Source organism: Vermiculatibacterium agrestimuris, assembly GCF_943193085.1.
Lineage (GTDB): Bacteria > Bacillota > Clostridia > Oscillospirales > Oscillospiraceae > Vermiculatibacterium > Vermiculatibacterium agrestimuris.
This window is the reverse complement of sequence record NZ_CALPCU010000004.1, coordinates 65330-89682: the sequence shown is the minus strand read 5'-3', so window position 1 is coordinate 89682 and position 24353 is coordinate 65330. Positions and strand designations below refer to the sequence as shown.

Annotated in this window: 29 protein-coding genes; 22 read left to right on the top strand and 7 right to left on the bottom strand. The window is 61.9% G+C overall.

The annotated features are described in order from the left end of the window. The first annotated feature begins 6 nt into the window (after positions 1-6). A complete protein-coding gene (locus NFR87_RS02395) occupies positions 7-837 on the top strand; it encodes a winged helix-turn-helix domain-containing protein (RefSeq protein WP_251445820.1) in 831 nt (276 codons plus the stop codon). Between the two features lie 5 nt (positions 838-842). Beyond that, positions 843-1439, top strand: a complete 597-nt coding sequence (locus tag NFR87_RS02390) for a hypothetical protein (protein ID WP_251445817.1) — start codon at positions 843-845, stop codon at positions 1437-1439. 99 nt (positions 1440-1538) lie between these two features. Here the strand turns inward: NFR87_RS02390 and NFR87_RS02385 are convergent, their stop codons facing one another. The 5 genes from NFR87_RS02385 to NFR87_RS02365 all read right to left on the bottom strand — a co-directional run bounded on the left by NFR87_RS02385 (position 1539) and on the right by NFR87_RS02365 (position 9696). Further along, a complete protein-coding gene (locus NFR87_RS02385; protein WP_251445814.1) occupies positions 1539-4778 on the bottom strand; it encodes an S-layer homology domain-containing protein in 3240 nt (1079 codons plus the stop codon). A 377-nt stretch (positions 4779-5155) separates the two neighbouring features. Next, entirely contained in the window at positions 5156-6883 is a 1728-nt protein-coding gene (locus tag NFR87_RS02380; protein WP_251445811.1) for a phospho-sugar mutase, read from the bottom strand. Between the two features lie 138 nt (positions 6884-7021). Beyond that, complete coding sequence (gene rlmH / locus NFR87_RS02375) at positions 7022-7510, bottom strand: 23S rRNA (pseudouridine(1915)-N(3))-methyltransferase RlmH (RefSeq protein WP_251445808.1); 489 nt, start codon at positions 7508-7510, stop codon at positions 7022-7024. Between the two features lie 3 nt (positions 7511-7513). Then, positions 7514-8299 carry an MBL fold metallo-hydrolase gene (locus NFR87_RS02370; protein WP_251445805.1) on the bottom strand — a complete coding sequence of 262 codons (786 nt, stop codon included), beginning with the start codon at positions 8297-8299 and terminating at the stop codon, positions 7514-7516. A gap of 104 nt (positions 8300-8403) precedes the next feature. Beyond that, complete coding sequence (locus NFR87_RS02365) at positions 8404-9696, bottom strand: UDP-N-acetylglucosamine 1-carboxyvinyltransferase (protein ID WP_251445802.1); 1293 nt, start codon at positions 9694-9696, stop codon at positions 8404-8406. Positions 9697-9987: 291 nt separating this feature from the next. Here NFR87_RS02365 and NFR87_RS02360 point away from each other — a divergent pair, with 291 nt between their 5' ends. The 20 genes from NFR87_RS02360 (at position 9988) to NFR87_RS02265 (ending at position 22761) form a co-directional block, all read left to right on the top strand. Beyond that, positions 9988-10278 (top strand): XRE family transcriptional regulator, encoded by a 291-nt coding sequence (locus NFR87_RS02360; RefSeq protein ID WP_251445799.1) that lies wholly within the window; start codon positions 9988-9990, stop codon positions 10276-10278. 39 nt (positions 10279-10317) lie between these two features. After that, positions 10318-11529 (top strand): PBSX family phage terminase large subunit, encoded by a 1212-nt coding sequence (locus NFR87_RS02355; protein ID WP_251445796.1) that lies wholly within the window; start codon positions 10318-10320, stop codon positions 11527-11529. Between the two features lie 19 nt (positions 11530-11548). Then, complete coding sequence (locus tag NFR87_RS02350; protein WP_251445903.1) at positions 11549-12688, top strand: phage portal protein; 1140 nt, start codon at positions 11549-11551, stop codon at positions 12686-12688. Next, positions 12685-13602, top strand: a complete 918-nt coding sequence (locus NFR87_RS02345; RefSeq protein ID WP_251445793.1) for a hypothetical protein — start codon at positions 12685-12687, stop codon at positions 13600-13602. The genes NFR87_RS02350 and NFR87_RS02345 overlap by 4 nt, the downstream gene beginning before the upstream one ends. A gap of 26 nt (positions 13603-13628) precedes the next feature. Beyond that, positions 13629-13979, top strand: coding sequence for a hypothetical protein (locus tag NFR87_RS02340; protein ID WP_251445790.1), 351 nt, complete (start codon positions 13629-13631; stop codon positions 13977-13979). A 14-nt stretch (positions 13980-13993) separates the two neighbouring features. Beyond that, complete coding sequence (locus NFR87_RS02335) at positions 13994-15025, top strand: phage major capsid protein (protein WP_251445788.1); 1032 nt, start codon at positions 13994-13996, stop codon at positions 15023-15025. 66 nt (positions 15026-15091) lie between these two features. Beyond that, positions 15092-15439, top strand: a complete 348-nt coding sequence (locus tag NFR87_RS02330; protein WP_251445785.1) for a hypothetical protein — start codon at positions 15092-15094, stop codon at positions 15437-15439. Further along, entirely contained in the window at positions 15439-15765 is a 327-nt protein-coding gene (locus NFR87_RS02325) for a hypothetical protein (protein ID WP_251445782.1), read from the top strand. Before NFR87_RS02330 ends, NFR87_RS02325 begins: the two co-directional genes overlap by 1 nt. After that, positions 15762-16256 carry a hypothetical protein gene (locus tag NFR87_RS02320; protein ID WP_251445780.1) on the top strand — a complete coding sequence of 165 codons (495 nt, stop codon included), beginning with the start codon at positions 15762-15764 and terminating at the stop codon, positions 16254-16256. The genes NFR87_RS02325 and NFR87_RS02320 overlap by 4 nt, the downstream gene beginning before the upstream one ends. Next, positions 16253-17275 (top strand): phage tail sheath C-terminal domain-containing protein, encoded by a 1023-nt coding sequence (locus tag NFR87_RS02315; protein WP_251445777.1) that lies wholly within the window; start codon positions 16253-16255, stop codon positions 17273-17275. The genes NFR87_RS02320 and NFR87_RS02315 overlap by 4 nt, the downstream gene beginning before the upstream one ends. Before the next feature lie 11 nt (positions 17276-17286). Beyond that, the gene (locus NFR87_RS02310) at positions 17287-17679 is read left to right on the top strand and encodes a hypothetical protein (protein ID WP_251445774.1); all 393 of its coding nucleotides are present in this window, start codon (positions 17287-17289) and stop codon (positions 17677-17679) included. 17 nt (positions 17680-17696) lie between these two features. Then, the gene (locus NFR87_RS02305) at positions 17697-18095 is read left to right on the top strand and encodes a hypothetical protein (protein WP_251445770.1); all 399 of its coding nucleotides are present in this window, start codon (positions 17697-17699) and stop codon (positions 18093-18095) included. After that, positions 18092-18292 carry a molybdopterin oxidoreductase gene (locus NFR87_RS02300; RefSeq protein WP_251445767.1) on the top strand — a complete coding sequence of 67 codons (201 nt, stop codon included), beginning with the start codon at positions 18092-18094 and terminating at the stop codon, positions 18290-18292. Before NFR87_RS02305 ends, NFR87_RS02300 begins: the two co-directional genes overlap by 4 nt. Further along, positions 18289-18882, top strand: coding sequence for a hypothetical protein (locus NFR87_RS02295; RefSeq protein WP_251445764.1), 594 nt, complete (start codon positions 18289-18291; stop codon positions 18880-18882). Before NFR87_RS02300 ends, NFR87_RS02295 begins: the two co-directional genes overlap by 4 nt. An 11-nt stretch (positions 18883-18893) precedes the next feature. Further along, on the top strand, positions 18894-19475 hold the full coding sequence (locus NFR87_RS02290) for a LysM peptidoglycan-binding domain-containing protein (protein WP_251445761.1): 582 nt from the start codon (positions 18894-18896) through the stop codon (positions 19473-19475). After that, positions 19472-20407, top strand: coding sequence for a hypothetical protein (locus NFR87_RS02285; RefSeq protein WP_251445758.1), 936 nt, complete (start codon positions 19472-19474; stop codon positions 20405-20407). Before NFR87_RS02290 ends, NFR87_RS02285 begins: the two co-directional genes overlap by 4 nt. 5 nt (positions 20408-20412) lie before the next feature. Beyond that, on the top strand, positions 20413-20787 hold the full coding sequence (locus NFR87_RS02280; RefSeq protein WP_251445755.1) for a hypothetical protein: 375 nt from the start codon (positions 20413-20415) through the stop codon (positions 20785-20787). Positions 20788-20792: 5 nt separating this feature from the next. Beyond that, positions 20793-21146, top strand: a complete 354-nt coding sequence (locus tag NFR87_RS02275; RefSeq protein WP_251445752.1) for a hypothetical protein — start codon at positions 20793-20795, stop codon at positions 21144-21146. Further along, on the top strand, positions 21143-22198 hold the full coding sequence (locus tag NFR87_RS02270; RefSeq protein WP_251445748.1) for a baseplate J/gp47 family protein: 1056 nt from the start codon (positions 21143-21145) through the stop codon (positions 22196-22198). The genes NFR87_RS02275 and NFR87_RS02270 overlap by 4 nt, the downstream gene beginning before the upstream one ends. Then, on the top strand, positions 22195-22761 hold the full coding sequence (locus NFR87_RS02265; RefSeq protein ID WP_251445745.1) for a YmfQ family protein: 567 nt from the start codon (positions 22195-22197) through the stop codon (positions 22759-22761). The genes NFR87_RS02270 and NFR87_RS02265 overlap by 4 nt, the downstream gene beginning before the upstream one ends. A 59-nt stretch (positions 22762-22820) precedes the next feature. On the opposite strand, the gene NFR87_RS02260 is transcribed toward NFR87_RS02265, so the two are convergent. Both NFR87_RS02260 and NFR87_RS02255 read right to left on the bottom strand, forming a co-directional pair. Next, positions 22821-23312 carry an S-layer homology domain-containing protein gene (locus NFR87_RS02260; protein ID WP_251445743.1) on the bottom strand — a complete coding sequence of 164 codons (492 nt, stop codon included), beginning with the start codon at positions 23310-23312 and terminating at the stop codon, positions 22821-22823. 64 nt (positions 23313-23376) lie between these two features. Next, complete coding sequence (locus tag NFR87_RS02255; RefSeq protein ID WP_251445740.1) at positions 23377-24333, bottom strand: D-2-hydroxyacid dehydrogenase; 957 nt, start codon at positions 24331-24333, stop codon at positions 23377-23379. Positions 24334-24353: the final 20 nt, after the last annotated feature.

Sequence of the window (24353 nt, the reverse complement as noted above, 5' to 3'; positions counted from 1 at the left end):
TCAAATATGAAAAATCAACAGACTACGATCAGCACAAAGGAGAATGTCCTTCCTACGGAAAAAAGTATCAGCGATGCCCTTATCCAGTTCACGCAGGAAGATTTGGACGTGGCAGAATTGCATCAGAGCCTAACTGAATTTGCGGATCAGGTGGGGCAGGCCCTTTCCCACCTGGAAGAAGAGGGCTCCTTGCCGCAGCGAGAGGCGCTGATTGAGGCGGTGGGAAGAGTCGCCGGCGGACTGCGCAGTTACACGAGAAAAAAACATTCCATCCGATTTTACTACTATGGAATGTTCCAGGAAAAATATGACGAATTGAAGCGCCAGGAAGAAAAAGCAAAGCAAGATCGGCAGCTTCAAGTCGTAGCGGGCCGAAAGTATTTCCCGAAGATCATAGAATACCTGTATCAGCACGGAACCGCTCAACAGATCAAAATGGCGGAAGACGTTGGAATGGATCGATCCAACCTGTTTCGGGAAATGAAACTGCTGGTGGACGTAGGGCTCGTGGATCAGAGGAAGATCAGGAAATACAGATACTATGACCTCACGCCATACGGCTATCGCATTTATCGGACGCAGTATAGCCGCGCCAAAAGGAAAACGTCACATACAGATAAGGATCCATATCAAATATCGGATATTTTTTATCGTGTGGAAAAAGAAGTGATAGACGTGGGGACGATTTGTGGACATCCCCTATCGCCTGAATTAAAGGTATTGGCTTCAAGCAAGTCTCATAAGGTCTATAAGGAACATTTATATCAGTTGGTATCCGCAAGAGATGCCGAAAAAAAGCCGGATGAATTTACTTTGGTTGTAAAAATGGAGGGATAAGCCCTATGCTGAGCAAAATTGAAAATGAGTTGAAAAAAATCAAGGAAATAGACCCAAACTGGGCCGGCAAGGCGGCGAATCTGGATTTCGATTCCCCTGAGCTACGAAAAGAAAAATGGGGTAAGAGGTATTTCGCCCTGTTAAACCAAATACAGAACGGGATCAAACAGGGAGAAATTGAAAAAGAGGCCGCTATCGACCTGTTTGATAAAAAGCTGCAAAAGCAGGTAGACGTTCACCTCCAGAGCCTTCTGCGCCCTTATCTTGCTTTTGCGAAGATCCGGGAGCTGGAAAAGGAAAATCTGCTGCAGGTCAAATATATGATAGACATCATATGGGAGCAGTATGTGTTGCGTTTTAATCCGGAGCTGACGCTGGATATGCCGGGCGACATCGCCAAAGAGGAGCTGACTGAAATTGGGCAGACGCTGGGTGCGGCTGCATTTACCTGCGTGGAAAGGAATTTTAGCTATGAGGGGATCTTGACACTGCTAAAAAAGAACCTGATGCTCTCAGACGGCTTAACCGAATACCTTGCGAAAAAGTTCGATCAGGATTTCAAGGAGCTTCGCATCAACTATTTGATCCGGAAATTGAGATAACAGGCGGCCCTTCCCTTTCTCCGTGTAAAACAAGCCCCGAACCAAACGGTTCGGGGCTTGTTTTTATTTACAGCCGATCTACTGCGAAGGCAGTTAAGATCAGATGGTGAAGCTGCCGCTGGAAAGGGTGGCGCCGTAGGTGGAGCCATCGGTACCAGCAGTGATGGTGTAGGTATAGCTGCCGGCGGGCGCGGCGGTAACGGTGTTGCCGTCGGCGTCCGTAGCCCAAGAGCCAGTCTTGGTGCTGTTGGCGCCAGTCACACTCAGCTTGCCCACGGCGACCCAGAAGTAGTGGCCCTCGCCGTCGGCGCTGGTCAGAGTGGCAGTCTCGGTGTAGACGACCGTGTTGGAACTGTCCTTGATCTCCAGCTTGACTTTGTCGTTGGTCGTGTCAGCGGTGAACTTGAACACGCGCAGCTCATTGGCGGCAGCGGAACTGGCCAGAGCGGTCTTGTCGGAGGGCACGAAGGTGCCGTCCTCCATGGCCAGGATGTCAGCGGCGGACAGAGTACCCTGAGTGGGGGTCACGCCGTTGATGTTCTCCTCGTTGGAGGTCTCCACGAAGATGGCCTTGACCTTGCCGCTGGTGGCGTCCTTGATGAGAATGGCGTTGGCATAGCCAGTAACGGCATCAAAGGCGGTGATGGAGCCCTCAGCCTCGGACTTGTCGTTCTTGGTGTCCACGTAGATGATGGGGGCATCCTTCTCCAGAGCGTCGGTCTTCTGGCCGATACCCTTGATGTTGCCGTCCTGGGCCACGGTGCCGGTGTAGTAGGTCACGTTGGTGGCCTCGGCCTCCTTGGTCCAAACAGCGATGGTCTGAGCGCCGAGGGTGACCTTGGTCACATCGTTGGCGTTATAGTTGTCGTCGCTGGTGCGGTCGAAGAAGACCAGGTCGCCCTTGCTCAGGGGCGCGCCGGAGGCCACATCCACGTTGACGGTGTAGCTCTCGCCGTTGGACTGCACGGTGTAGGTGTAGTAGTCCTTGATGCGGCCGTTGAAGGCGCTGACGATGCCGTAGACCTTAGTGTCGCTGGCGCCGTTGGGGTTGCCCTGGTAGTTGACGAAGGCAGCCACGACCTTGCCGTCCTTGTTGATGACGGTGGTCACGCCCTTCTTGGGAGTGGAGGTGGTGCCGCCGATGCCGAAGCTCTTCAGGTCGCGGAGCCGATAGACCTTGTACTCAGCGCCGGAGAGAAGGAGGTTGTCGCTGCCGGTCATATCGGCAGCGGCGGGTACAGCGGTGGTTCCGCCGGTCTGCTTGGTCTCCATGAAGACGACGCAGTCGTTGGTGACCAGGGTGGCGGCGTTGGCGGCGGCAGCGGAAGTGCCGGAGCCGAAGGTCTTCTTCTCGTCGTCATAGGCGCCCAGGTCGGTGTAGCTGATGGCGCCTTCCTTGGTGACCTTGGCCTGGCCGTCGCTGGTGGTGGTGTAGGTGACGATGTCGCCCACGGAGTAATCGGTGCTCTGCGCGCCGGAAACGCTGTCCTTGTGAACCTTGATGATGGAGGTCTTGCCCTCGCCGTCCATCACCTGGAGCTCCAGGCCGGAGAACACACCGCCGGTGGTGCTGACGCCGCCCTTGACCTCGGTGACCAGGGAGTAGTTGCTGGCAGACTCAGAGGTCTGGACAGCGGCGCCCACATAGCCGTTGACCATGTAGAGGCAGACTTCCTCACCGATATAGGTGTTGCCGGTGTCCTTGAAGGTGGTGATGGTGTTGTCCTCGTCGGGAATGGCGGTGCCGGTGAGCATGAAGGTAGCGGCCTTGTTGTAGACCTTCTGAGCAACGCCGTCCACAGTGACGGTCTCGCTCTCCTTCCAAGCGCTGACCTCGCCCTCGACGGTCTCGGCCTTCTTCACGATGGTGTAGGCGTCGTCGTCGGTGGCCTTAGCCTTGTAGAGGACGGTGACGGCGACCACGTCGCCCTTCTTCAGGCCCTCTTCCACGTCGTTGTCCTCAAACTTGATGGCGCCCACGTTGTTGTTCATCGTGATCTTCTCACTGTTGACAGCGGTGACGGCGGCCAGCTTGGTGGTGGTGACGTAGATCTTGGTGACCTTGTTGGTGTCGGGATCGATGATAGCCTTGATGGTATCGCCGGTGGCCTTCTTCAGGTCGTCGGTCAGCGTGTTGTTGCCGCTGCTGGTGCCATTGGTGAGAGTGGCAGTGGAGTAGTTCTTCAGGCCGTTGGCGGTGAGAACGTCGCCGGTGCGGGTGACCTGGTTGGCATAGTTGACGATGACGTCCACGCCGACATCAGAGGTGGCGTTGCCAACGGTGACGTTGGTGGTCAGGTCATACTTGACACCGCCGATGTTGATCTGAGCCTTGGCGGACTTCTGATCCTTCACGTCGGCCAGGGTGCCGGTGACCACACGGGTGGCGCCGGTGTTGAACACGCCGAAGATGACGTCCTTGGCGTCCAGAATGCCCTTGGTGCCGCGGGTGCCGTCCTTCCAGATGACCTTGACTTCCTCGCCGATGTTGGAGATGTCAAAGTCGGAGGGGATGCTGGCGCCGCCCACGTTGATCTCGCCCTTGACGCTGGTGTCGCCGGTGTAGTAGTTGCCCACGAAGGTGCCGGTGGTCACATTGGCGTTGTAGCGCTGGTTGAGCAGGGTGGAGCCGTTGGTGATGTAAGTCCACTCAACGGAACCGGAGTTGGTGTTGGTGGTGGGCTGCACGGTACGGGTGCGGTTCTGCAGGCCGTTCCAGATGAGCTGGGCGGCGGTGTCACGGGTGGCGGGAGTGGCCATCATGACGCTCTCCAGGCCGTCGTACATGCCGGGCTCGGAGTGGAAAGTACCACCGTTGTCCGTCCAGCCGGTGCCGGTCATGGTGCGGGCGACCTCGTCGGTGCGGACAGCCCAGGAAGCACCGGTCAGCTTATAAGCGGCGGCGTCAAAGCCCATGGCGGTCAGAACCATCTTGGTGGCCTCGAGACCGGTGACGTTAGCGCCGGGATCGAAGGTACCGTCGCCCCGGCCGGAGATGATGCCCAGGTCGGCGCAGTACTCGATGAAGCTCTCCGCCCAGTGACCGCCAATGTCGGTGTAGGTGGGAGTGGTCTTGGTGCCGGTGTTGGCCTCGCTGCCGCCGTTCATGGCGACGGCGATCATCTTGGCCATCTCGGCACGGGTCACGTTGCCCTCGGGGTCGAAGGAGCCGTCAGGCTTGCCATCGACAATGTCCAGGGCAACCAGTACGTTCACGGCTTCGTCGTGCTCGATCTTGTCGACGTCCGTGAAGTCCGCAGCGCTGGCACCCACAGTGAGAAGCCCAGCGAGCATCGCACCAGTGAGACCCAAGCTGAGGACGCGCTTGAGGTTGTTCATGGATTGTTCCTCCTTTTTTATTTTGACGAAGTTTGTCGCTTGAAAGCCTTGAAAAATAAGGACTTTTTCTGTTGCTTTCCAAGTATGACACCACTGATGTGGCCAAAAAAGTGAGGAAAAGCATAAAAAACGGCCGGGAAACAGCGTTTTCCGGCCGGAAAAGTGATGGTGGTAGACATCTGGTAGACACCAAATATTGGTAATTTTTGAAGCCGTTGGGGGACAGCGGTTTGAAGGGGGATTTTGGTAGACATTTGGTAGACCGGAGAGAAATCACAGTCGCAATTTACTGCGTAAAAGTGCCCGAAAAATGGGGAAAAAGCGCAAAAAGGCCCGGCCTTTTTTGGAAGGCCGGGCCGCTGATAGAGTGGTACGATTTACTTTTTCAGGGTCTCTGCCCAGGCGGCGTACTTGGCCACCTTGTCGGTGCACTCGGCTTTGGAGGCGCCGCTGGTGAGGATATAGACCTTCACCTTGGGTTCGGTGCCGGAGGGACGGACGATGAGGCTGGTGCCGTCGGAGAGCTCATAACGCAGGACGTTGGAGCCCTTGAGCTCCATTTGGCCTCTGGCGCCGGAGGAGACTGTGACCACGGAGCCGTCCTTGTAGTCCTTCTGCTCCTTGACGGCCACGCCGGCGATCTCTACCGGGGGCTGGGCGCGCAGGTCGGCCATGAGTTGGGCCATTTTTTGCAGGCCATCCAGGCCGGGCATGACCAGGTTCAGGGTCTTCTCCTGGTAATCGCCGTACTTGACATAGAGCTCCTGGAGGGCGTCGTAGAGGGTCATGCCCCGGTCGTAATACCAGGCGGCCATCTCGGAGGCCACCAGAGAGGCGGTGACGGCGTCCTTATCCCGGACGTAGTCGCCCAGCATGTAACCGTAGCTCTCCTCGTAGGAGAAGATGACCTTTCCCTCGCCGGCCTCCTCCAGGGCGTTTTTCTTTTCCGCCATGAACTTGAAGCCGGTAAAGGTGTCGAACATCTTCACGCCGTTGACCTCGCAGACCTTGCGGGCCATCTCGGTGGTGACGATGGTTTTCAGGGCCACGGCATTGGCGGGAAGCGTGCCCATACGCTTTTTGGCGCCGATGACATAGTCCAGAAGGAGAACGCCGGTCTGGTTGCCGGTGAGGACGATAAATTTGCCGTCCTTGCCCCGCACCATGAGGCCGATGCGGTCGGCGTCAGGGTCACTGCCCAGGATGAAGTCGGCCCCCTCCTTGTCGGCCAGCTCGATGGCCAGGGCAAAGCCCTCGGGGTTCTCCGGGTTGGGAGAGACCACCGTGGGGAAGTTGCCGTCCAACACCATTTGCTCCGGTACGCAGATGACGTGCTTCATGCCCAGACGCTTCAGAGCCTCGGGGATGAGCTTGTGGCCGGTGCCGTGGAAGGGGGTATAGACCATTTTGAACTGATCGGCCACCTTGGCCACCACGGCCTTATCGGTGGCCTGGCCCATGACATTGGCAAGGAATTTTTCGTCGGTCTCCCCGCCCATGATGGTGACCAAGCCGGCTTTTACGGCCTCGGCGTAGTCCATGCGCTTGATGCCGTCAAAAATGTCGATCTCACCCATTTTCTTGGCGATGGCGTCGGCATGGTGGGGGGGGAGCTGGGCGCCGTCGGCCCAGTAGACCTTATAGCCGTTATACTCCTTGGGGTTGTGGCTGGCGGTGACGTTGACGCCGGCGATGCAGCCATACTCCCGGATGGCAAAGGAGACCTCCGGAGTGGGGCGCAGGGCGTCGAAGATGCGGGTGGGGATGCCGTTGCCGGCCATGACGGAACAGACCTCCTCGGCAAACTCCCGGCCATGGTTGCGGCAGTCATGGCAGACGGCCACGCCCTTCTTCACCGCATCCGGCCCCTCGGCCAGGATGACCTCGGCAAAGGCCTGGGTGGCATGACGGATCACGTGGACGTTCATCTGGTGTAGACCTACGCACATCGTGCCCCGGAGACCGGCGGTACCGAATTCCAGAGGGGCGAAGAAACGGGATTCGATCTCTTTGTCGTCGTTGGAGATGGCTTTTAGTTCAGCCCTCTCGGCCTCGCTAAGCGCGGGAGAGGCGAGCCATTTTTCGTAAGTATCACGATAGGACATGGGAAACGACCTCCATTCCATAATTTGGTACTGTAATTATAGCACAAAGAGGGGGCGCGGTTCAATAGAGATTTGGGGAAGTTCCATAAAAAAGAGAGAACCCCGGCCGCGCCGGGGCTTGGAAGCCTGTGGAAGGCGTTATTTGTGATAGGCGGAGCCCTCGTTGATCTTGAAGGCGCGGTAAAGCTGCTCTAAGAGCATGACACGGAACAGGTGGTGGGGGAAGGTCATGGGGGACATGGAAAGACGGTCGCCGGCCTCCTGTTTCAGCGCCTCGTCCAGGCCATAGGAGCCACCGATGAGGAAGACCAGACGCTTGGCGGCGCCGTCGCCCCAGACACTGCCCCGAAGTTTGGCGGCCAGCTCCTGACTGGAGCGCATACGGCCCTCCACGCACAGGGCGGTGACCTGAGAGTGGGGTGGGATTTTGGCGCGGATGGCGGCGGCTTCCCTGGCGAGGGCGGCGTCGATCTGGGCCGGGGAGGGGTTCTGGGGTAGCTTTTCCTCGGCGAGTTCCGTGATTTGCAGACGGCAGTATGCGCCCAGCCGCTTGACATATTCCGCCGCGGCGTCGGCAAAAAATTTTTCCTTCAGCTTGCCCACGCAGATGATATGCACATTTACCACGGGTCACACCTCATATCGGGGAGAGAGTTCATTTCGGGGGGCGGCGGCCAAAAGTACGTCCCGATGGGGATCTATGCCTGCGGCGCGGAAGATGGTTTCCGCCGTCATCAGGGCGTGAGCGGGGGTGTTGTTCTCAGCGGAAAGGTGGGCCAGAAGGACGGTCTTGGCCCCCTGCTCCACACAGGTCAGAGCCAGACGGGCTCCGGCCTCATTGGAGAGGTGGCCCTGCTCGCCGAGGATGCGCCGCTTGAGGGGATAGGGGTAGGGGCCGGAGAGCACCCAGTCCACGTCGTGATTGCTCTCGCAGACCAGCAGGTGGGCCCCCGACACGGCGGAGAGGACTTCCGGCGTGACATGGCCCAGGTCAGTGACCAGGGCGGCCTTACGATGCGCCGCTTCGAAGGTAAAGCCCATAGACTGGGCGGCGTCGTGCGGGGTGGGGAAGGCGGTGATATGGAAGGGGGGCAGGTCGAAGCTGTCACTGGGGGAGACGGGATGGAGGACATCCTCTATGGCGGCGATACGGTAGCACAGCTGCCGGGCGGTGCCGGGGCTGGTATAGACAGGCAGACGGTACTTTTTCATCAGAGTGGCGAGACCGGCGATGTGGTCGGAGTGCTCGTGGGTGATGAGGATAGCGGAGAGAGACCGGGGGTCTATTCCGCAGATATCCAGAGCGGTGGTGATCCGGCGGCAGGAGACGCCGGCGTCGATAAGCAGGTGGGCGCCCTGGTGGGAGAGAAGGGCGCAGTTGCCGGAAGAACCGCTGGCTAAGGTTCGAAGCTCCATGTGTTGGCTCCTTTATATGTAAGAGATAGGTCTTTGCCGCTGGGGGGAGGGAGTGATCGCATCAAAAAAGCGGCAGCAAAGCTGCCGCTCAAAATCGACGGGATTCAGCCCACCTGGGCGGCCTTGGCCTCGTCGGGGGTCACGACCACGCGGATATCCGCGCCGATGCCGGAGAGCTTGCGGACGATGTCCTCATAGCCGCGCTCAATGTGGCGCACCTGGCTGATCTCGGTGGAGCCCTGGGCGGCAAGGCCGGCGATGACCAGAGCGGCCCCGGCCCGGAGGTCGCAGGCCTCCACGGCGGCGCCGGTGAGCTGGCTGACGCCCTCGATGACGGCGATCTTACCGTCTACCTGGATCTGAGCGCCCATACGGCGGAACTCGTCCACATAACGGTAACGGTTGTCCCACACGCCCTCGGTGAGGACGCTGGTACCCTGGGCCAGACACAGACAGGCGGCCACCTGGGGCTGCATATCCGTGGGGAAGCCGGGGTAGGGCAGAGTCTTGATATTGGTGCGCTCCAGAGGACGGTTGCGGCGGATAAGGACGGCGTCGTCCATCTCCTCTACTTCCGCACCCATCTCGATGAGCTTGGCGGTGATGCATTCCAGGTGCTTGGGGATCACGTTCTTAATGAGGACTTCACCGCCGGTGGCGGTGACGGCGGCCATATAGGTGCCTGCCTCGATCTGGTCGGGGATGATGGAATAGCTGCCGCCGGAGAGATGATCCACACCGCGGATCTTGATAACGTCAGTGCCGGCACCCATGATGGAGGCTCCCATGGAGTTGAGGAAATTGGCCAGATCTACGATATGGGGCTCTTTGGCGGCGTTTTCAATGACGGTGGTGCCCTCGGCCAGGACAGCAGCCAGCATGATGTTCATGGTGGCACCTACGGAGGACATGTCCATGTAGACGGTGGTGCCCACCATATGGCCGTTTTCGGCCGTGGCACGGATAAGGCCGCCCTTTACGTCCACCTCGGCGCCCATGGACACAAAGCCCTTGATATGCAGATCAATGGGACGGCCGCCAAAGTCACAGCCGCCGGGCAGAGCTACCTGGGCGGAGCCAAAGCGGCCCAGCATCGCGCCGATAAAGTAATAAGAGGCGCGAATCTTCCGGGCCAGGGTATCGGGCACCATGGCGTTACGGATATGGGAGCAGTCGATCTCCACCGTGGTGCGGTTGATCGTCCGCACATCGGCGCCCAGCTCCTGAAGGATATTCAAAATGAGGGTCACGTCACTGATTTGGGGGACATTTTCGATCCGGCAGACGCCGTCTACCAAAAGGGCGGCGGGGAGGATAGCCACTGCGGCGTTTTTGGCGCCGGAGATGTCCACCGCACCGAAAAGCGGCTTTCCGCCGCGAATCACATATTTCGTCAAAATATAAGCAGCTCCCTTGCTCATATCCCTTGAAAACACACAGTTTCGAGGAATGTTGTAGGGCCGGAAAGGATCCCGACCAAAATCTATTGTAACCAGTTTCCTGGACAGTACGCAAAAATACATTGTCATTATAGCACCATAATGTAAAAAATGTAAAGATGATTTTCCAAAGTTTCCATAAGAACCTGGAAAAAGTTTGGGCCGGGAAGAAAAGAGGCCGTCTCTATTTGTATGCGGACATGAAACAAAAACGGGGCAAAACGGGGGAGGTGAAAGGGGGCGGCCCGGATGGAGAACCGAGAAAAGGTCTTGGAGAAGATCAAAAAACTGGCCCAGAGCCCCGTCAATGACGCAATACGCCTGGCGTTTATTGGTGAGGACGAGATGGAGCTTATCAAGGGGCTGGATCTGTCGGCGGTAAAAGAGATCAAGCGCAGCGGCGACGGGGCGGTAGAGCTGAAGTTCATCGATAGGGTGGAGACCCTGAAGTGGCTGGCGGAGCATATGGAGTCGCCCCAGGCGGATCAGCTTTATCGGGCGCTGGAGAAGAGCGCCAAGAGGGAAAAAGGGGAGAGCTGATTGTCGGTTCAGACTTTTTCAGACAAGCAGAGACAGGTGATGGATTGGTGGTGCGACGCCTCTCCGTGGCGGGACTGGGACGCCGTCATCTGTGAGGGGGCGATCCGCAGCGGCAAGACCTTCTGTATGGGGCTGTCCTTTTTCTGCTGGGCCATGAAGCGGTTCCAGGGGGAGCAGTTCGCCCTGTGCGGAAAGACCATGGGAGCCCTGCGGCGCAACCTGATCAGCCGGCTGAGGCCCGTATTAAAGGAGCTGGGATTCTCTGTCCGGGAGATAAAGAGCCAAAATACCCTGAAGGTACGTTTCGGCGGACGGGAGAACACCTTTTACCTCTTTGGCGGCATGGGAGAGAACAGCGCGGATACCATTCAGGGGGCCACCCTGGCGGGGGCGCTGCTGGACGAGGTGGTGCTATTGCCCCGGTCACTGGTAGAGCAGACGGTGGCCAGGTGCTCCGTGGAGGGGGCAAAGGTTTGGTTTTCCTGCAATCCGGGCAGTCCGGAGCACTGGTTTTACCGCGAGTGGGTGAGCAGGGCGGAGGACAGACGGGCCCTGCGGGTGAGGTTCACCATGAGGGACAACCCCTCTTTGAGCCCCGCGGTGCTGGAGCGGTACGAACGCAGCTTCCAGGGGAACTTCTACCGGCGGTACATATTGGGACAGTGGGTAGGCGCGCAGGGGCTGGTATACGACTTTTTTGACCGGGGCATGGTGGAAAGCGTGCCGGCGGGGGAGATGGAGCAGTGGCGCATCTCCTGCGATTACGGGACAGTGAACCCCATGTCTATGGGACTTTGGGGAAGACAGGGCGAGGTCTGGTACCGGGTGAAGGAGTTCTATTATGATTCCCGGAAAGAGGGACGGCAGAAGACCGATCTGGAGTATGCGGCCGATCTGGAGGCTCTGGCGGCAGGGCGGCCCATCGAGCGGGTGGTGGTGGATCCCTCGGCGGCCAGCTTTATGACGGCCCTGCGGCAGCGGGGGTGGAAGGTCTGTCCGGCGGAAAACGAGGTGCTCTCCGGCATCCGGGTCACAGCCGACCTGCTGCGGCAGAGGAAGCTGGTCATCTGCGAGGGCTGCGAGGACGCCATTCGGGAGTTTTCCCTCTACCACTGGGATGAGCGGGCAGTGGGAGACCGGGTGGTGAAGAAAAACGATCACGCAATGGACGACATCCGCTATTTTGCGGTGAGCCTGGGGAGGACGGAACGGTTCATCGGAGGTTTCGGTGTGGAGCGGACGGGCTGGTAGGAAGGGAAGGAGCGGAAGGATGAAGTGGTTTGAACGAAAGAAGACGGCGGCTCCGACAGTACAGCTTCGGGAGGGGGAAAGGCATCCCTTCGGCGCGCTGGACGGATATGTGCCGATGAGAAGCGGAGAGATCGCGCTGTACCGGGCCATCCGGGAGGGGGTGCCTCTGGTGGACGCCGCCATCGGGAAGCTGGTGCGGCTGGCCGGAGGGGTCAGGGTCACGGTACAGGAGGGACAGGAGGAACTGGAGGAGTTTCTGCGCTCGGTGAACACCGGCCGGGGACAGCGGGGGATTCAGGCCTTTCTGGACACTTACCTGGATTCCATGCTGGTGTGCGGCCGGGGAGTGGGAGAGATCGTGGTGGACTGGGAGGGCCGGGAGGTGGAGGCCCTGCTGTGCGCCGACCCGGCCCGGGTGGTCTTCAAGGAGGGGGAGAGCCCGCTGGAGTTCACCATCTGCGCCCGGAGAGGGGACGGGACGGTGGAGGAGCTGCCCCGGCAGGAGCTGCTTCTGTTTACCCCTTATCAGCCGGAGGTAAACGAGCCCTACGGGGTGTCTCTCATGCGCTCTATGCCGTTTTTGACGGGCATTTTGCTGAAGATCTATCAGGCGGTAGGCGTCAACTGGGAGCGGATGGGCAATGCCCGGTTCGCCGTGGTGTATAGACCCGGCGAGGGGGACGCCCACTGGGCCCGGGAGAGGGGCGAGGAGATCGCCAGGGAGTGGTCGGCGGCCATGCAAGCCGGGAAGAGCGGAAACGTGCGGGATTTTGTGGCTGTGGGTGATGTGGAGATCAAGGTCATCGGGGCGGATGGACAGATCCTGGACAGCCAGGCCCCGGTGCGGCAGATCCTGGAGCAGCTTTTGGCCAAGACGGGCATACCGCCTTTTTTGCTGGGACTGTCCTGGTCGTCTACCGAGCGGATGAGCGCCCAGCAGGCTGACATGATGACCAGCGAGATCACCGCCCTGCGGCGGATGCTGACTCCGGTGGTGGAGCGGATCTGCGAGACATGGATGCGGCTTCACGGCTACGCCGGGAAGGTAGAGGTGGACTGGGAGGACATTACGCTCCAGGACTTGGTGGAGGAAGCCAGGGCGGAGCTGTACCATGAACAGGCGGAACAGCTGAGAGCAGAGAGGGAGGAGACGGAATGAGGATCATAAAGGAGGCAAATGCCGGGGGCGGGTGCCCGGTGAGCGGTGAGGAGCTCTCGCGCATCAACGCCCTGGCCCGGAAAGAGCTGACGGCAGAGGAGGTCTACACCTTCACGGTACGTCTTTGCGACAATGAGGTGGACCGGGAGTGGGAGCGGTTTCCCAGGGAGACGTTGGAGGCGCTGGGCGAGATGTTTGTGGGGAAGAGCGGTATTTTTGACCACAACTGGTCGACTCAGGGACAGAGCGCGCGCATCTACAAAACTGAGGTGGTGGAGGAGCCCGGTTTGACCCGGGCGGGGGACCCGGCCTGCTATCTGAAGGGGTGGGCCTACATGCTTCGCACCGAGGGCAATGCAGAGCTCATCGCACAGATCGAGGGGGGCATCAAGAAAGAGGTCAGTGTGGGTTGCGCGGTGGAGAGGGCGGTTTGCTCTATCTGCGGCGAAGAGCTGGGAACGTGCGACCACGTGAAGGGACGTACATACAACGGCAAGCTCTGCTGGGCGGAGCTGACTGGGGCTAAGGATGCCTATGAGTGGTCGTTTGTGGCGGTGCCTGCCCAGCGGAGGGCCGGGGTCATGAAGGGCATGGGGCCCGGCCTGAAGGAGCTGGCCTGCCAGAGGCCGGAGACCTGCCGGGAGCTGGAGGAGCTGGAGAAGGCCGCCGGATTGGGGCGGCGGTATCTGGAGGAGCTTAGGGCCGAGGTGCTCCGGCTGGGGGCGGTATGCGAGCCGGAGCTGGACGCGGCGGTGGCCCGCTCCATTGCCGGGAAGCTGAATGAGGAGGAGCTGAAAGCGCTGAAGAGCCTCTTTTCCCAAAAGGGAGAAAAAAAGTGGGCCGGGGGCGCGCAGCTGACATACATGGCGGTCAAGGAGTCCCCGTCTGAGAGGGACGGGGCCTTTTTGGTATAACATTTTTGATGGAGGAGGAGCAGGGTATGACTGGTAAGGTTTCGTTTGAGGGGATCGGAGTGGTGACAGCCACCTTCTATGCCGGCGAGGGCGTAGAGGCGGGGCAGGTGGTGAAGCTGAGCGGGGACTCCGCTGTGGACAGCTGCGCTGCCGGGGAGCGGTTCTGCGGCGTGGCCGAGGCCGTCCGGGAGGGCTGCGCTTCGGTGCAGGTGACCGGACTGGCCCAGGTGAAGTGTGAGGACAAGACGGTGGCGGCGGGTCATGTGAGCCTGACGGCAGACGGAAAGGGCGGCGTGAAAAAGGCCGCCAGCGGCGATAAGAGCCAGGAGTATCTGGTGGTGGCCGCCGGGGACGGCAGCGTCACCATCAAAATGTGAGGAGGTACGGGCAGATGAGTTATCAGTTTGACAATTTGAAGCTGGAGAAGGGAATGTACGGCGTGGCGGGGAAGAGCTTTACCGCCGTGCTGGAGAGCGAGGATCCCTCGGAGCGGTATAAGGGCACCGCTCTGGAGGGGCTGGACGCCTATCAGCGGCAGCTCAAGCGGTTTGACATCAGGGTCAAGGGCACCGGCAGCGACGTGGTGGACAAGTTTTTCCAGTCCGCCCAATCCGCCGTCCTGTTTCCGGAGTATGTGAGCCGCAGCGTGTGGCAGGGCATGGAGGAGAACAATGTGCTGCCCTCCATCGTGGCCGCGGAGACCCACATCGACGGCATGGATTACCGCTCCATCTCCTCTGCCGCTGGCGGCAGCGAGAAGGAGCTGCGCCGGGTGGAGGCGGGGGCGGCCATCCCCCAGACCATGATCAAGGCCCAGGGGAATATGGTCAAGCTCCACAAGCGGGGCCGGATGCTGGTGGCACCCTACGAGGCCATTCGTTATCAGAAGTTGGATCTGTTTTCTGTGACCCTGCGGCAGATCGGCGCATACATCAGCCGGAATCTGCTGGAGGACGCCATCCAGGTCATTGAGAATGGGGACGGTAATGGGAACGCCGCCGAGAGCTTCCAGGTGGGCACTGCTCCCATGGGCGGCACCGCCGGGAAGCTGACCTATAACGAACTGGTGGACTTCTGGGCCCAGTTTGACCCCTATGAGATGAACACCCTGCTGGCATCGGGGGACATGATGGTGCAGATGCTCAAGATGGAGGAGCTGCGCGATCCCATGACGGGGCTGAATTTCCAGGGCACCGGCAAGCTCACCACGCCCCTGGGGGCCAATCTGATCCGCACCTCCGCCCTGGGCCAGGGGAAGGTCATCGGCCTTGACCGGCGCTATGCCCTGGAGATGGTGCGGGGCTCTGATGTGACGGTGGAGTACGACAAGCTCATCGACCGGCAGCTGGAGCGGGCCGCCGTGACGGTGGTCAACGGCTTTGCCAAGGTATTCCAGGACGCATCCAAGGTGTTGACGGTCTGATGAGATTATAGGCCGGGAGGTGTTCCGCCTCCCGGCCTATATCGCAAAAAGGAAGGAGGGAACGAAGTGGTAGAGAGCATCGTGAAGACTGCCGTACTGCTCAGCGGACGGGAGGAGAGCGAGGAGCTTACCCTTCTGTGCGGTCATGCCGCCGAAGCGCTGGCAGGCCAGCTTCGCGGCGGTCTTACCCCGGAGGCGTGCGGCGCGGCCTTTGTTTTGGCGGGCGCATGGCTGGCCCTGGCGGAGCTGGAGACGGCGGGGGAGGGGGATGTGACCTCCTTCACCGCAGGAGATGTGACCATCCGCAAGAGGGAGGGCGAGAACCGGGGAGAGGCCCTGCGGATGCAGGCGATGCAGGTGATGAAGCCGTACCTGCGGGACGAGGGGTTTGTTTTTCGGGGGGTCAGAGGCTGATGGAGAGCGGACTTTGGAGGAAGCTTCTGGGCCAGTATGGACAGAAGGTAAGCCTGTGCCGGGGAGAGGAGCGCGTTCAGGTGCGGGCCTTTTTTCAGCCGGTGCGGGAGAAGGCCGCGGGAGAGGAGCCCACGGTACTGGGGATAGCTCCGGTGGGGAAATGGCTCTATTTGGGCCCCGCAGAGGAGAAGCTGGAGGACGTGGATACTTTGATCTGGGCAGACCGGCAGTTCCGGCCCATCCGAAAGAGGGAATATGCCATCGGCGAGGAGACGCTCTACCGCTGGGCGGTGGCGGAGGAGATGGATGGGGAGTGTGAAGTATGAGAGACACGGCGACACTGCGCCAGGCGTTGGCGGAGTACCTGAGACAGTGCGGGCTGGAGGCGGTGACCGCCTGGGGGCAGGCGGGGCGGCTGCGGCCGGGAAGGGCCGCGGCGGCGGTATCCCTGCGGGCCATTGAGGGCGGCACGCCGGGCTTTCGGGACTATCTGGGAGAGTGGTACGACCTGGGCAGCGGTCAGTGGAAGGAGCGCTACGGCAAGAAGGTGGAGCTCACCTTCGGCGTGGATATCTCCGCCGCCACGGCGGAGGAGGTGCAGACCGGGATAGACGCGCTGGGTGCCGCGCTGAGCCAAGGTGGGCCGGAGGGGCTGCGCAGCGTGGGCTTTTCCGCCGGAGAGACGGTCTATGATCAGACGGCAAAACGTTATGTATGCCCTGCTCAGGCGCGGTTTTCGGCCTGGGCGGTGGCGGAGACCGGGGAGGAGGACGGAGCCTTCCTGGACTTTGAGGTGAAGGGAGAGAGCAAGGTATGAATGTGACAGAACACCAGAGGCCGGGCGTGTACTCGGTCTACAATACTTCCTCGGTGACCAGCGGCCGCTCCGGCAGCGGCAGCGTGGGCCTGGCGGCGGTGTGCGCCGCGGGGGAGGCGGGAAAGGTCTATACGCTGAACAGTTATGAGCAGGCGGTGAGCGTCTTTACGGAGAACGAGGCCATCACCGGGCTCATTCGGTTGATCTTCCGCAACGGGGCGGCCAAGGTGTACGCGGCGCCTGTAAGCGAGGAGAGCGGCTACGCCGCCGCCTTTGCCGCCCTGGAGAAGATCGGGGATATCCGGGTAGTGACGTGCGATTCCCACAAGCCTTCGGTGCAGCAGGTTCTGCGCAACGGGGTGAAAGCCGCCTCTGAGGCCCGGAGGGAGCGGCTGGGCGTAGTGTGCAACGAGACAGGGGAGGCGGCGGCCAAGTTGGTGGAGCGGGCCGGCGCCCTCAACAGCGAGCGGATGGTGCTGGTGAGCTCCGGCGGCGCCGAGGCGGCCGCCGCCCTGGCGGGGGCGATCGCCGGGGAGAGCGACCCCGCTGTGCCTTTGGGCGGCATGGAGCTGAAGGACATTACCGAGCTGGAGACGGAGTGGACGGACAATGACATCGACGCTATGGTGCTGGGGGGCGTGACGCCCTTGGAGGCCACCGGCGGCGTGGTCAGTGTGATGCGGGCGGTGACCACCCGCACCAAGACGAACGATGTGGAGGATCCCACCTGGCGGGAGCTGACCACCATTCGGGTGGTGGACAATGTGATCCCCGGCCTGCGGGACGCGCTGCGCCTGCGCTTCAACAGGGCCAAGAACACGCAGCAGGGCCGGGAGGCCATTCGCAGCCAGGTGATCGTGGAACTGGAGAAAAAGCTGGACGAGGAGATCATCACAGGGTATGACGGGGTGAGGGTATCCGCTGTGGAGGACAAGCCCACGGTGTGCCTGGTGGAGTTTCAGTTTACGGTGGCCCACGGGCTCAACCAGATCTGGCTGAGCGCCAGCATCACGGTATAAGGGGGAGGCATATGATCGCAAATCAATTTCCCACCAGCGCAGACATCTATCTGGAGCTCAACGGGAAGAAGCTGGCGGTGGTACAGAGCTACTCCGCCCAGACCACCAAGACCAGCTCTGTGGTGGAGGCCTTCGGCGAGAGCGAGCCGGTGGCCACCATCCCGGGGCCCAGAAAGCACACGGTAGTCCTTACCCGGCTCTACGCCACCGAGGAGGCGGCCAAGGGGGGTATGAGCTTCCATGAGCTGGAGGATTTCAATTTGGTCATCTGCAAGCCGGACAGGCGGATCATCTACTCCGGCTGCCAGTGGCAGGATCTCAGCGAGACGGGGAAGCTGGGAGATATGGTGCTGGAGAAAGTGACCATTGTCGCCGCCCGGCGGGTGGAGACCGCGCTGCGATGAGGAGCGGACTGTTGAATATGCCCCGGAAAAAGGATCTGGGGGACGGCTGGACGGGACGGCTGCTTTCTGCCAGGGAGGAACTGGAGGCCTGGAGCGAGGGGGAGGCCCTGGCGCAGGGGGAGAGGGACAGGGCGCTGTGCTCCAACGCCTGTCTGCTGGCCCATGCCCTTTTGCGGGAGGGGGAACCCGCCTTTGAAAGTGGAGCGGAAGTCCTGGAGGCACTGACGGCGGGACAGATCGCCCAGCTGGCCAAGAGATGGCGGGACTTTGACCGGGAGTGCGACCCGGCCCCCTGGGACGAGAAGGCGGTGGACAGGGCAAAAAAAGATTGGAGCACGCGCCTTATGAGCGCCTTCAGTGGCGCGTGCTCAAGGCTTTTGGAGCGCTGCCCACCGAGGAGCGGGTCGGGGCGATGACCCACCGGGATTACCTGTGGTGCGCCCTCAATCTGGTGCTGGATGGAGAGGAGGAGCTCTCGCGGCTGTGTCCCAGCTGCCGGGCGGAGGCCCAGGAGGGGCGGTGCCCGGTGTGCGGCGCGAGGGTGGAAGAGTGCGGAGAGAACCATGGGTTCGACATGGAGCGGTTTCGCGCCATGGGAGGTGAGAGGGCTTGACGGATTATTTGGAAGAGGCTCTGGGCTTTGACAGAGAGGAAGAGATGGACTGGGGGCTGGAGCCTGGGGCATTTTGGGCGGTGAGAGCCGGGGAGAGCGGCGGCGCCCAGGGACTGCCGCAGGATGACCGGAGACGCACGCCCGGAGAGAGCGGCGGCGAGGATATGGAAGAGGCGCAGAGGGAAGCGGCTGGGCGTCCGTGGCCCCGCGCGCTGACGGCGGAGGTACCGTTGGACTTTCAAGCGGAGGAGGCGCATCTTCGAGCGGGAGGCGCGGCGGCCATTGGGCAACGGCCGCCGCGGCCGGAGGAAAAAGACGTGTTAAGCTCTAGGGAAGCGATCGGGACGAGTCTGGAGCGTGCGGGCCCCGCAGAGGTTTTTTGGCAGGAGGCGGCGGCCGGAGAGGCCCTGCCGCTGTGGGACACGCTGAAGGCGGCACAGCGGGGGACGCGCTTCGTGCAGGGGGAGCGGAGAGCTTTCTCTGTGATCCTGCCGGAGAGTACGGCGGCAGAAGGGCTGAGTGTGGAAAACCTTGACCGGGCGGTGGAGCGGGACGCCTGGCGGTATGGAGGGGATTTTGCCCTGCGTTAGGAGGAGATGTCATGGAGCTTGCACCCATGCGGTACAAGGATTTTGTCTGGCCGCACAACCCCAGGGTATACACCATCGAGTATAAACGGGAGATGGGGCTGCACAAGGTGCCTTTCGGCCGGTATCACTTGCAGGATCTGGGGCCGACCCGGCGGGTGATGAAAGGCCAGGGAGAATTTGTGGGAGAGAAAGCCTATGAGACCTTTCAGGCGTTGGCCTGCGTGTTTTACCAGGAGGGGCCGGGGGTACTGGTGCATCCGGTGTGGCAGGCGGCCAACGCCTATTTTGTGGAGCTGAGCTTGGCCCAAGAGCCCAGAAAGGACTATGTGAAATACACATTTACCTTTTGGGAGGGCTACAACGGCTATCAGCCCTACGCCAGAAGCGCGCTTACCTACAATGGCGGGGGGACGGCGGCGGTGACACAGAGCGCCGGGACAGCCGAAGAGCTGTGGCACACGGTGGCCAAGGGAGAGTGCCTTTGGAACATTGCCCAGCGCTATGGTAAAACAGTGACGGAGGTCATTGCCCTGAACCCCCAGATCAAAAACCCCAACCTGATATACCCGGGAGAGAGGGTGCGGCTGCAATGATGACAGGATATTTGCTCACCGCCGGGGGCGGCAGGATCGACCTGCCGCCCTTTACGGCATGGAAGCTCAAGCGCACGGAGAGCGTACCCTGCGACAGCTTTGAGGGGCACTGCATCTGGGACAGTGGGCTGGAGCCCTTGCTGGAAAGCGCCTGCCGCTTGATCGTGGAGGAGGATGGCGCGCGGCGGTTCACCGGACTTTTGGACGAGTATGAGCTGGGGTGGGGAGAGGCAGGCGGCGAGCTCTTCCTCTCCGGCCGGGGCCTGGCGGCCCTGCTGCTGGACAACGAAGCGGAGGGGCAGGACTACCAGGTGGCCACCCTGGCCGATATTCTGCACGATCATGTGGAGCCCTACGGGATCCAGGTGAGCTATATAGCCTCCTTTCCGCCGGTGCCGGACTTTTCGGTGGAGACGGGCGCCAGCGAATGGCAGGTGCTCTACGACTTTGCCCGGTACCACGGAGGAATACAACCCCGCTTTGACGTGTGGGGGAACCTCTTTGTGGATGGAGCGGTACGGGGGCAGCGGCTGACCATCGACGACCGCAGCGGCGTTACCGGTGTTCGCTGGCGGGATCGGCGGTATGGGGTGTATTCCGAGATCCTGGTGCGCGACCGGGGAAGGCTGGGCACCCAGCGGCTGGTGAATGAGGACTTTGCCCGCCAGGGAGGGCGGTGCCGGCGGGTGATCACGATGCCGGGAAAGAGCGCCTATCAAGCGATGCGCTATTCCGGGCAGTTCCAGCTGGATCGCTCCGCTGAGGAGCGGTTTCGGGTGGAGGTGAAGCTGCCGGGGAGCTGGTTCTGTGAACCGGGAGACCGGGTAGAGCTGGCTTTGACCCGGCCGGCTCTGACGGGGACGTGGACGGTGCGGGAGACCGAGGCCGTGATGGATGGCAGCGGAACCGGCGTAAAACTGACTTTGGGGTGAGGAGAATGTGGCTTTCGAGACGGCCGCGGCGGGACGGCCGTGGCGGCGCACTGACCGGGACGGTGACGGTGCCGGGGCAGAGCGCCGGAGTGTGGCTGGAGGGAGAGCGCCGGGGCGTGACGGTATACGCCCCGGGTGGCTACCATTGGGCGCCGGAGCTGGGAGACGAGGTGCTGGTGCTCAAGACGGGCGAGAGCGGAGAAAAAACCTGCGCTGCAGGCGTTCCGGTGGAGGGCACTGTGAAACCCGGAGAGGTGCTCATTACCGGCCGAAAGTGTAGTCTGCGCCTGGGGCTGGACGGCACGGTCTTTGTGACGGGACTGCTGGTGGTCAACGGCACCCAGGTGGGGCCGCCGCCCCCGGATGACAGGGAGGGGTAGAAGCAATGGCGCTGATCTTACGAGCGGGGGATTATGTCCCGGATGAAAAGGGTGGGTTCCAGAGCGCCCAAGGGGCGCAGGAACTGCTGGAGCGGGCCCTCTGGAAGCTTACGGTGCGGCGGGGGAGTTTTCCCTTTCTGCCGGAGCTGGGCAGCAGGCTCCACCTGCTGGGCCGGGCCCCGGCGGGGGAGCGGGAGGCCCTGGCGGGGCAATATGTGGCGGAGGCCCTTGCCGATGAGGACGTGACAGTAGACGCCGTCAATCTGACCCAGGAGGGAGACCGGGGGATGCTGACGGTGAGGCTGCTCTGGCATGGGGAGGCATTGACGGCAACAGTGGAGGTGAGCGGGTTAGGATGAAGACCATTGAGGAGATCTATGACGAGATGCTCTCGGTGTTTCGGGAGGAGACAGGGATGGAGGCCTCGGCAGTGAGCGATCTGTCGGTGAAGCTCTACGCCGTGGCGGCCCAGGTCTACGGGCTCTATGTCCAGACCGACTGGCTTGCCCGGCAGTGTTTTCCCCAGACGGCCCAGGGGGAGTGGCTTGACCGCCACGCCGCCCTGCGGGCGCTGGAGCGGCGCGGCGCCTTGCCGGCGGAGGGCATGATCCGTTTTTCGGTGGACACCGCCGCGGGAGCCGATCTGATCATCCCGGCGGGGACGGTGTGCACTACGGCGGGACTGGTGCGGTTTGAGACGGCGGAAGCGGCGGTGCTGCCCGCCGGGGCTACATCGGTGGAAGTGTTTGCCCAGGCGGTGGAGGCCGGAACGGCGGGAAATGTACCCGCCGGAAGCATCCTCGCCATGGCCGTGCCGCCGGTGGGGGTGAGCCGGTGCGTCAACGCCGCGGCCTTTACGGGCGGCGCGGACGAGGAGAGCGACGAGAGTCTGCGCGCCCGGGTGCTGGAGACCTATCGGCGGATGCCTAACGGCGCCAACGCCGCCTTTTACGAGCAGACGGCCCTGTCCTTTGAGCAGGTGGCCGCCGCCACTGTCCTGCCCCGGAACCGGGGCATTGGGACGGTGGATGTGGTGGTCTCCGCCATGAGCGGTCTGCCGGGAGCGGAGCTTTTGGAGGCGCTGGACGACCACTTCCGGCAGCTGCGGGAGATCGCTGTGGATGTGGCGGTAAAGGCCCCCGCGGTGAAGCCGGTGGACGTGACCGTGGAAGTAAAGGCCGCGGACGAGACGCGGCTGGAGAAGGTGAAGGCCGATGTGGAGCAGGCGCTGCGGGACTTCTTTTCCGGAGAGCGGCTGAGCCAGGATGTGCTGGTAGCCCAGCTCTACCAGCTGGTCTTTGGCCGGGATGGAGTCGTCAACTGCGTTATCACTGCCCCCGCGGCTGATATAGCGGTGGCGGACGGAGAGCTGCCCCAGCTGGAGACGTTGACGGTGGAGGTGACGGCATGAGCCATGCTCAGCAGCTTTGGGAGTTGCTGCTGCCCCTGGGGCCATACAGCCGGCAGGGGATCTACACCGCCGGAGAGCTGGCCGGAGAGGGGCGGGCGCTGGATGAGGTGAGCGACGCCCTCAGCGATCTGGAGCGGGAGGCCATGCTGGATACGGCGGAGGGGGAAGGATTGGAGCGGCTGGAGAGCCTTCTCATCCACCGGCCGGTGGCGGAGACGCCTCCCGCCCGAAGAGCGGCCTTGGCGGCGCTGCTGCGCATCGGGGGAGACAGCTTCACTCTGGCGGCCATCAACGACAATCTGAAAGGCTGCGGCCTTAACGCCCAGGTCAGCGAGACCGGGAACCCCGGCGTGGTGGAGGTGCGGTTTCCCGATGTGCCTGGTATTCCGGAGGGCTTCAAGCAGCTGCGGAAGATCATTGAGGAGATCCTCCCCGCCCATTTGCAGGTGAACTACGTCTACTGGTATGTTACCTGGCAGATGGTGGAAGATCGGTTCCATACATGGGGCGCCATCGAGGAAGGCGGCTACAACTGGGACACCCTGGAAAAGCTGGTGAAATAAGGCCCTTGTTCCCACCAAAACGCCCCCGGCGGAGATGATCCGCCGGGGGCGTTTTTTTGTTACGGAAGCCATGGGGAGAGATACGCTCTGGCCTCCTCCGCTGTTACCGGCTCCCGTGGAGCCAGACGGCCCTCCCGCCAGGGCAGCCGTCCGGTGACGCAGGCCCGGTAAAGGCTGTCGTCTGCCCAGGGGGAGATATCCTCCCAGTCATTGCAGGCCGCCGCCCCGTCTCCGGCCCAGTCTTCCCGGCCCCACAGGGCGTCATTGCGGCGCAGGAGAAGGGCGCACTCCTCCCGGCTCAGGGGCCGCTCCGGGGCGAAAAGGTTGCCGCCCACACCTTGAACCAGGCCCTCTTCATAGGCCCAGGCCACCGCTTGGGCCACGCCGTCCTCTGAAATGTCGGTAAAGGGGTGGGCGGTCTTGTCGAAGGGCACACCGCCGGCGGCCTCCCACAGCAGGAGGACGAAGCCGCCCCGGGTCACCGTCTCTGCGGCCCGGGCGGGGAGCGGGCAGAGGGACAGAACAAGAAGACAGATAAGGATGCGCCGCATAAAAATACCCTCCTGGCAGTTTTTACCAGGAGGGTATCATTTTTTGCAGACGAAACCAAGGGAATCAAAGCACCCGATTGCGAAGGGCCTCATGGGCATTGAAGCGGCGCAGGTTGTCCAGGGCGATGTGGACAATGTTCCGCACGGTCTGGGGCAGGTGGTCGCCGCCGCCGATGTGGGGGGTGAGCACCAGATTGGAGCAGTCCCAGAGGGGGTGATCGCCGGGGAGAGGCTCCGGCTCGGTGACGTCCAGCGCCGCGCCCCAGAGTTTCCCGGCTTTCAGCGTCTCCGCCAGGGCCAGGCAGTCCACGCCGGAGCCCCGGCCGGCGTTGATGAGGATGGCGTCGGGCTTCATGAGGGAGAGCCGGGCGGCGTTTATCAGGTGGATGGTCTCCGGGGTCTCGGGAAGGGTCATGGCCACCACATCGGCCTTGGGAAGCCAGGCATCCAGCTCAGAGAGCGCGTGGAGCTCGTCTATATGGGCCACGGCCTTGTCGGGATGGCGGTTGAGACCCACCGTGTGGGCTCCCATGGCCTTCACCAGGCCCGCAAAGTGGCTGCCCAGGTCGCCGGTGCCCAGGAGAAGGACGGTGGCTCCGGTGAGGGTCTTCACCCGGCCCTCATCGATCCACTCCCGGGCTTGCTGGTGATCCCGGTAGGCGGGCAGGCGCTTCAACAGGGACAGGAGGGAGGCAAACATGTGCTCTGAGACCGCCTGGCCGTAAGCGCCCACGGCAGAGGTGAGCATGGCGCCCTGGGGCAGGGCACCCGGTTCCAGGTAGGCGTTGACCCCGGCAGACCAGGTCTGGAGCCACTTCAGACCTGTGGCTCCGGTGAGCATATGGGGTGGGACGCAGCCCAGGATCACCGTGGCCCGGGCGATCTTGTCCAGGGAGGCGGTGTCCAGGGTGAAGGTCAGGTCGGGGGCGGGGCAGAAGATGTGGTCGTCATTGGGTGCGGCGGCAAGGAAGTCGGCCCGCTCCTCGTCAGTGAGGGGGAGGAGGTTCAGGATAGTTTCCATAGGAAATGCTCCTTTCGAAA

What these genes read in the sequence shown, in the direction of transcription:
- NFR87_RS02395 (WP_251445820.1), top strand. Translation starts at nt 7, where the DNA reads ATGAAAAATCAACAGACTACGATCAGCACAAAGGAGAATGTCCTTCCT.
- NFR87_RS02390 (WP_251445817.1), top strand. Translation starts at nt 843, where the DNA reads ATGCTGAGCAAAATTGAAAATGAGTTGAAAAAAATCAAGGAAATAGAC.
- NFR87_RS02385 (WP_251445814.1), bottom strand. Translation starts at nt 4,778, where the DNA reads ATGAACAACCTCAAGCGCGTCCTCAGCTTGGGTCTCACTGGTGCGATG.
- NFR87_RS02380 (WP_251445811.1), bottom strand. Translation starts at nt 6,883, where the DNA reads ATGTCCTATCGTGATACTTACGAAAAATGGCTCGCCTCTCCCGCGCTT.
- NFR87_RS02370 (WP_251445805.1), bottom strand. Translation starts at nt 8,299, where the DNA reads ATGGAGCTTCGAACCTTAGCCAGCGGTTCTTCCGGCAACTGCGCCCTT.
- NFR87_RS02360 (WP_251445799.1), top strand. Translation starts at nt 9,988, where the DNA reads ATGGAGAACCGAGAAAAGGTCTTGGAGAAGATCAAAAAACTGGCCCAG.
- NFR87_RS02355 (WP_251445796.1), top strand. Translation starts at nt 10,318, where the DNA reads ATGGATTGGTGGTGCGACGCCTCTCCGTGGCGGGACTGGGACGCCGTC.
- NFR87_RS02350 (WP_251445903.1), top strand. Translation starts at nt 11,549, where the DNA reads ATGAAGTGGTTTGAACGAAAGAAGACGGCGGCTCCGACAGTACAGCTT.
- NFR87_RS02345 (WP_251445793.1), top strand. Translation starts at nt 12,685, where the DNA reads ATGAGGATCATAAAGGAGGCAAATGCCGGGGGCGGGTGCCCGGTGAGC.
- NFR87_RS02340 (WP_251445790.1), top strand. Translation starts at nt 13,629, where the DNA reads ATGACTGGTAAGGTTTCGTTTGAGGGGATCGGAGTGGTGACAGCCACC.
- NFR87_RS02335 (WP_251445788.1), top strand. Translation starts at nt 13,994, where the DNA reads ATGAGTTATCAGTTTGACAATTTGAAGCTGGAGAAGGGAATGTACGGC.
- NFR87_RS02325 (WP_251445782.1), top strand. Translation starts at nt 15,439, where the DNA reads ATGGAGAGCGGACTTTGGAGGAAGCTTCTGGGCCAGTATGGACAGAAG.
- NFR87_RS02320 (WP_251445780.1), top strand. Translation starts at nt 15,762, where the DNA reads ATGAGAGACACGGCGACACTGCGCCAGGCGTTGGCGGAGTACCTGAGA.
- NFR87_RS02315 (WP_251445777.1), top strand. Translation starts at nt 16,253, where the DNA reads ATGAATGTGACAGAACACCAGAGGCCGGGCGTGTACTCGGTCTACAAT.
- NFR87_RS02310 (WP_251445774.1), top strand. Translation starts at nt 17,287, where the DNA reads ATGATCGCAAATCAATTTCCCACCAGCGCAGACATCTATCTGGAGCTC.
- NFR87_RS02305 (WP_251445770.1), top strand. Translation starts at nt 17,697, where the DNA reads ATGCCCCGGAAAAAGGATCTGGGGGACGGCTGGACGGGACGGCTGCTT.
- NFR87_RS02300 (WP_251445767.1), top strand. Translation starts at nt 18,092, where the DNA reads ATGACCCACCGGGATTACCTGTGGTGCGCCCTCAATCTGGTGCTGGAT.
- NFR87_RS02290 (WP_251445761.1), top strand. Translation starts at nt 18,894, where the DNA reads ATGGAGCTTGCACCCATGCGGTACAAGGATTTTGTCTGGCCGCACAAC.
- NFR87_RS02285 (WP_251445758.1), top strand. Translation starts at nt 19,472, where the DNA reads ATGATGACAGGATATTTGCTCACCGCCGGGGGCGGCAGGATCGACCTG.
- NFR87_RS02280 (WP_251445755.1), top strand. Translation starts at nt 20,413, where the DNA reads ATGTGGCTTTCGAGACGGCCGCGGCGGGACGGCCGTGGCGGCGCACTG.
- NFR87_RS02275 (WP_251445752.1), top strand. Translation starts at nt 20,793, where the DNA reads ATGGCGCTGATCTTACGAGCGGGGGATTATGTCCCGGATGAAAAGGGT.
- NFR87_RS02270 (WP_251445748.1), top strand. Translation starts at nt 21,143, where the DNA reads ATGAAGACCATTGAGGAGATCTATGACGAGATGCTCTCGGTGTTTCGG.
- NFR87_RS02265 (WP_251445745.1), top strand. Translation starts at nt 22,195, where the DNA reads ATGAGCCATGCTCAGCAGCTTTGGGAGTTGCTGCTGCCCCTGGGGCCA.
- NFR87_RS02260 (WP_251445743.1), bottom strand. Translation starts at nt 23,312, where the DNA reads ATGCGGCGCATCCTTATCTGTCTTCTTGTTCTGTCCCTCTGCCCGCTC.
- NFR87_RS02255 (WP_251445740.1), bottom strand. Translation starts at nt 24,333, where the DNA reads ATGGAAACTATCCTGAACCTCCTCCCCCTCACTGACGAGGAGCGGGCC.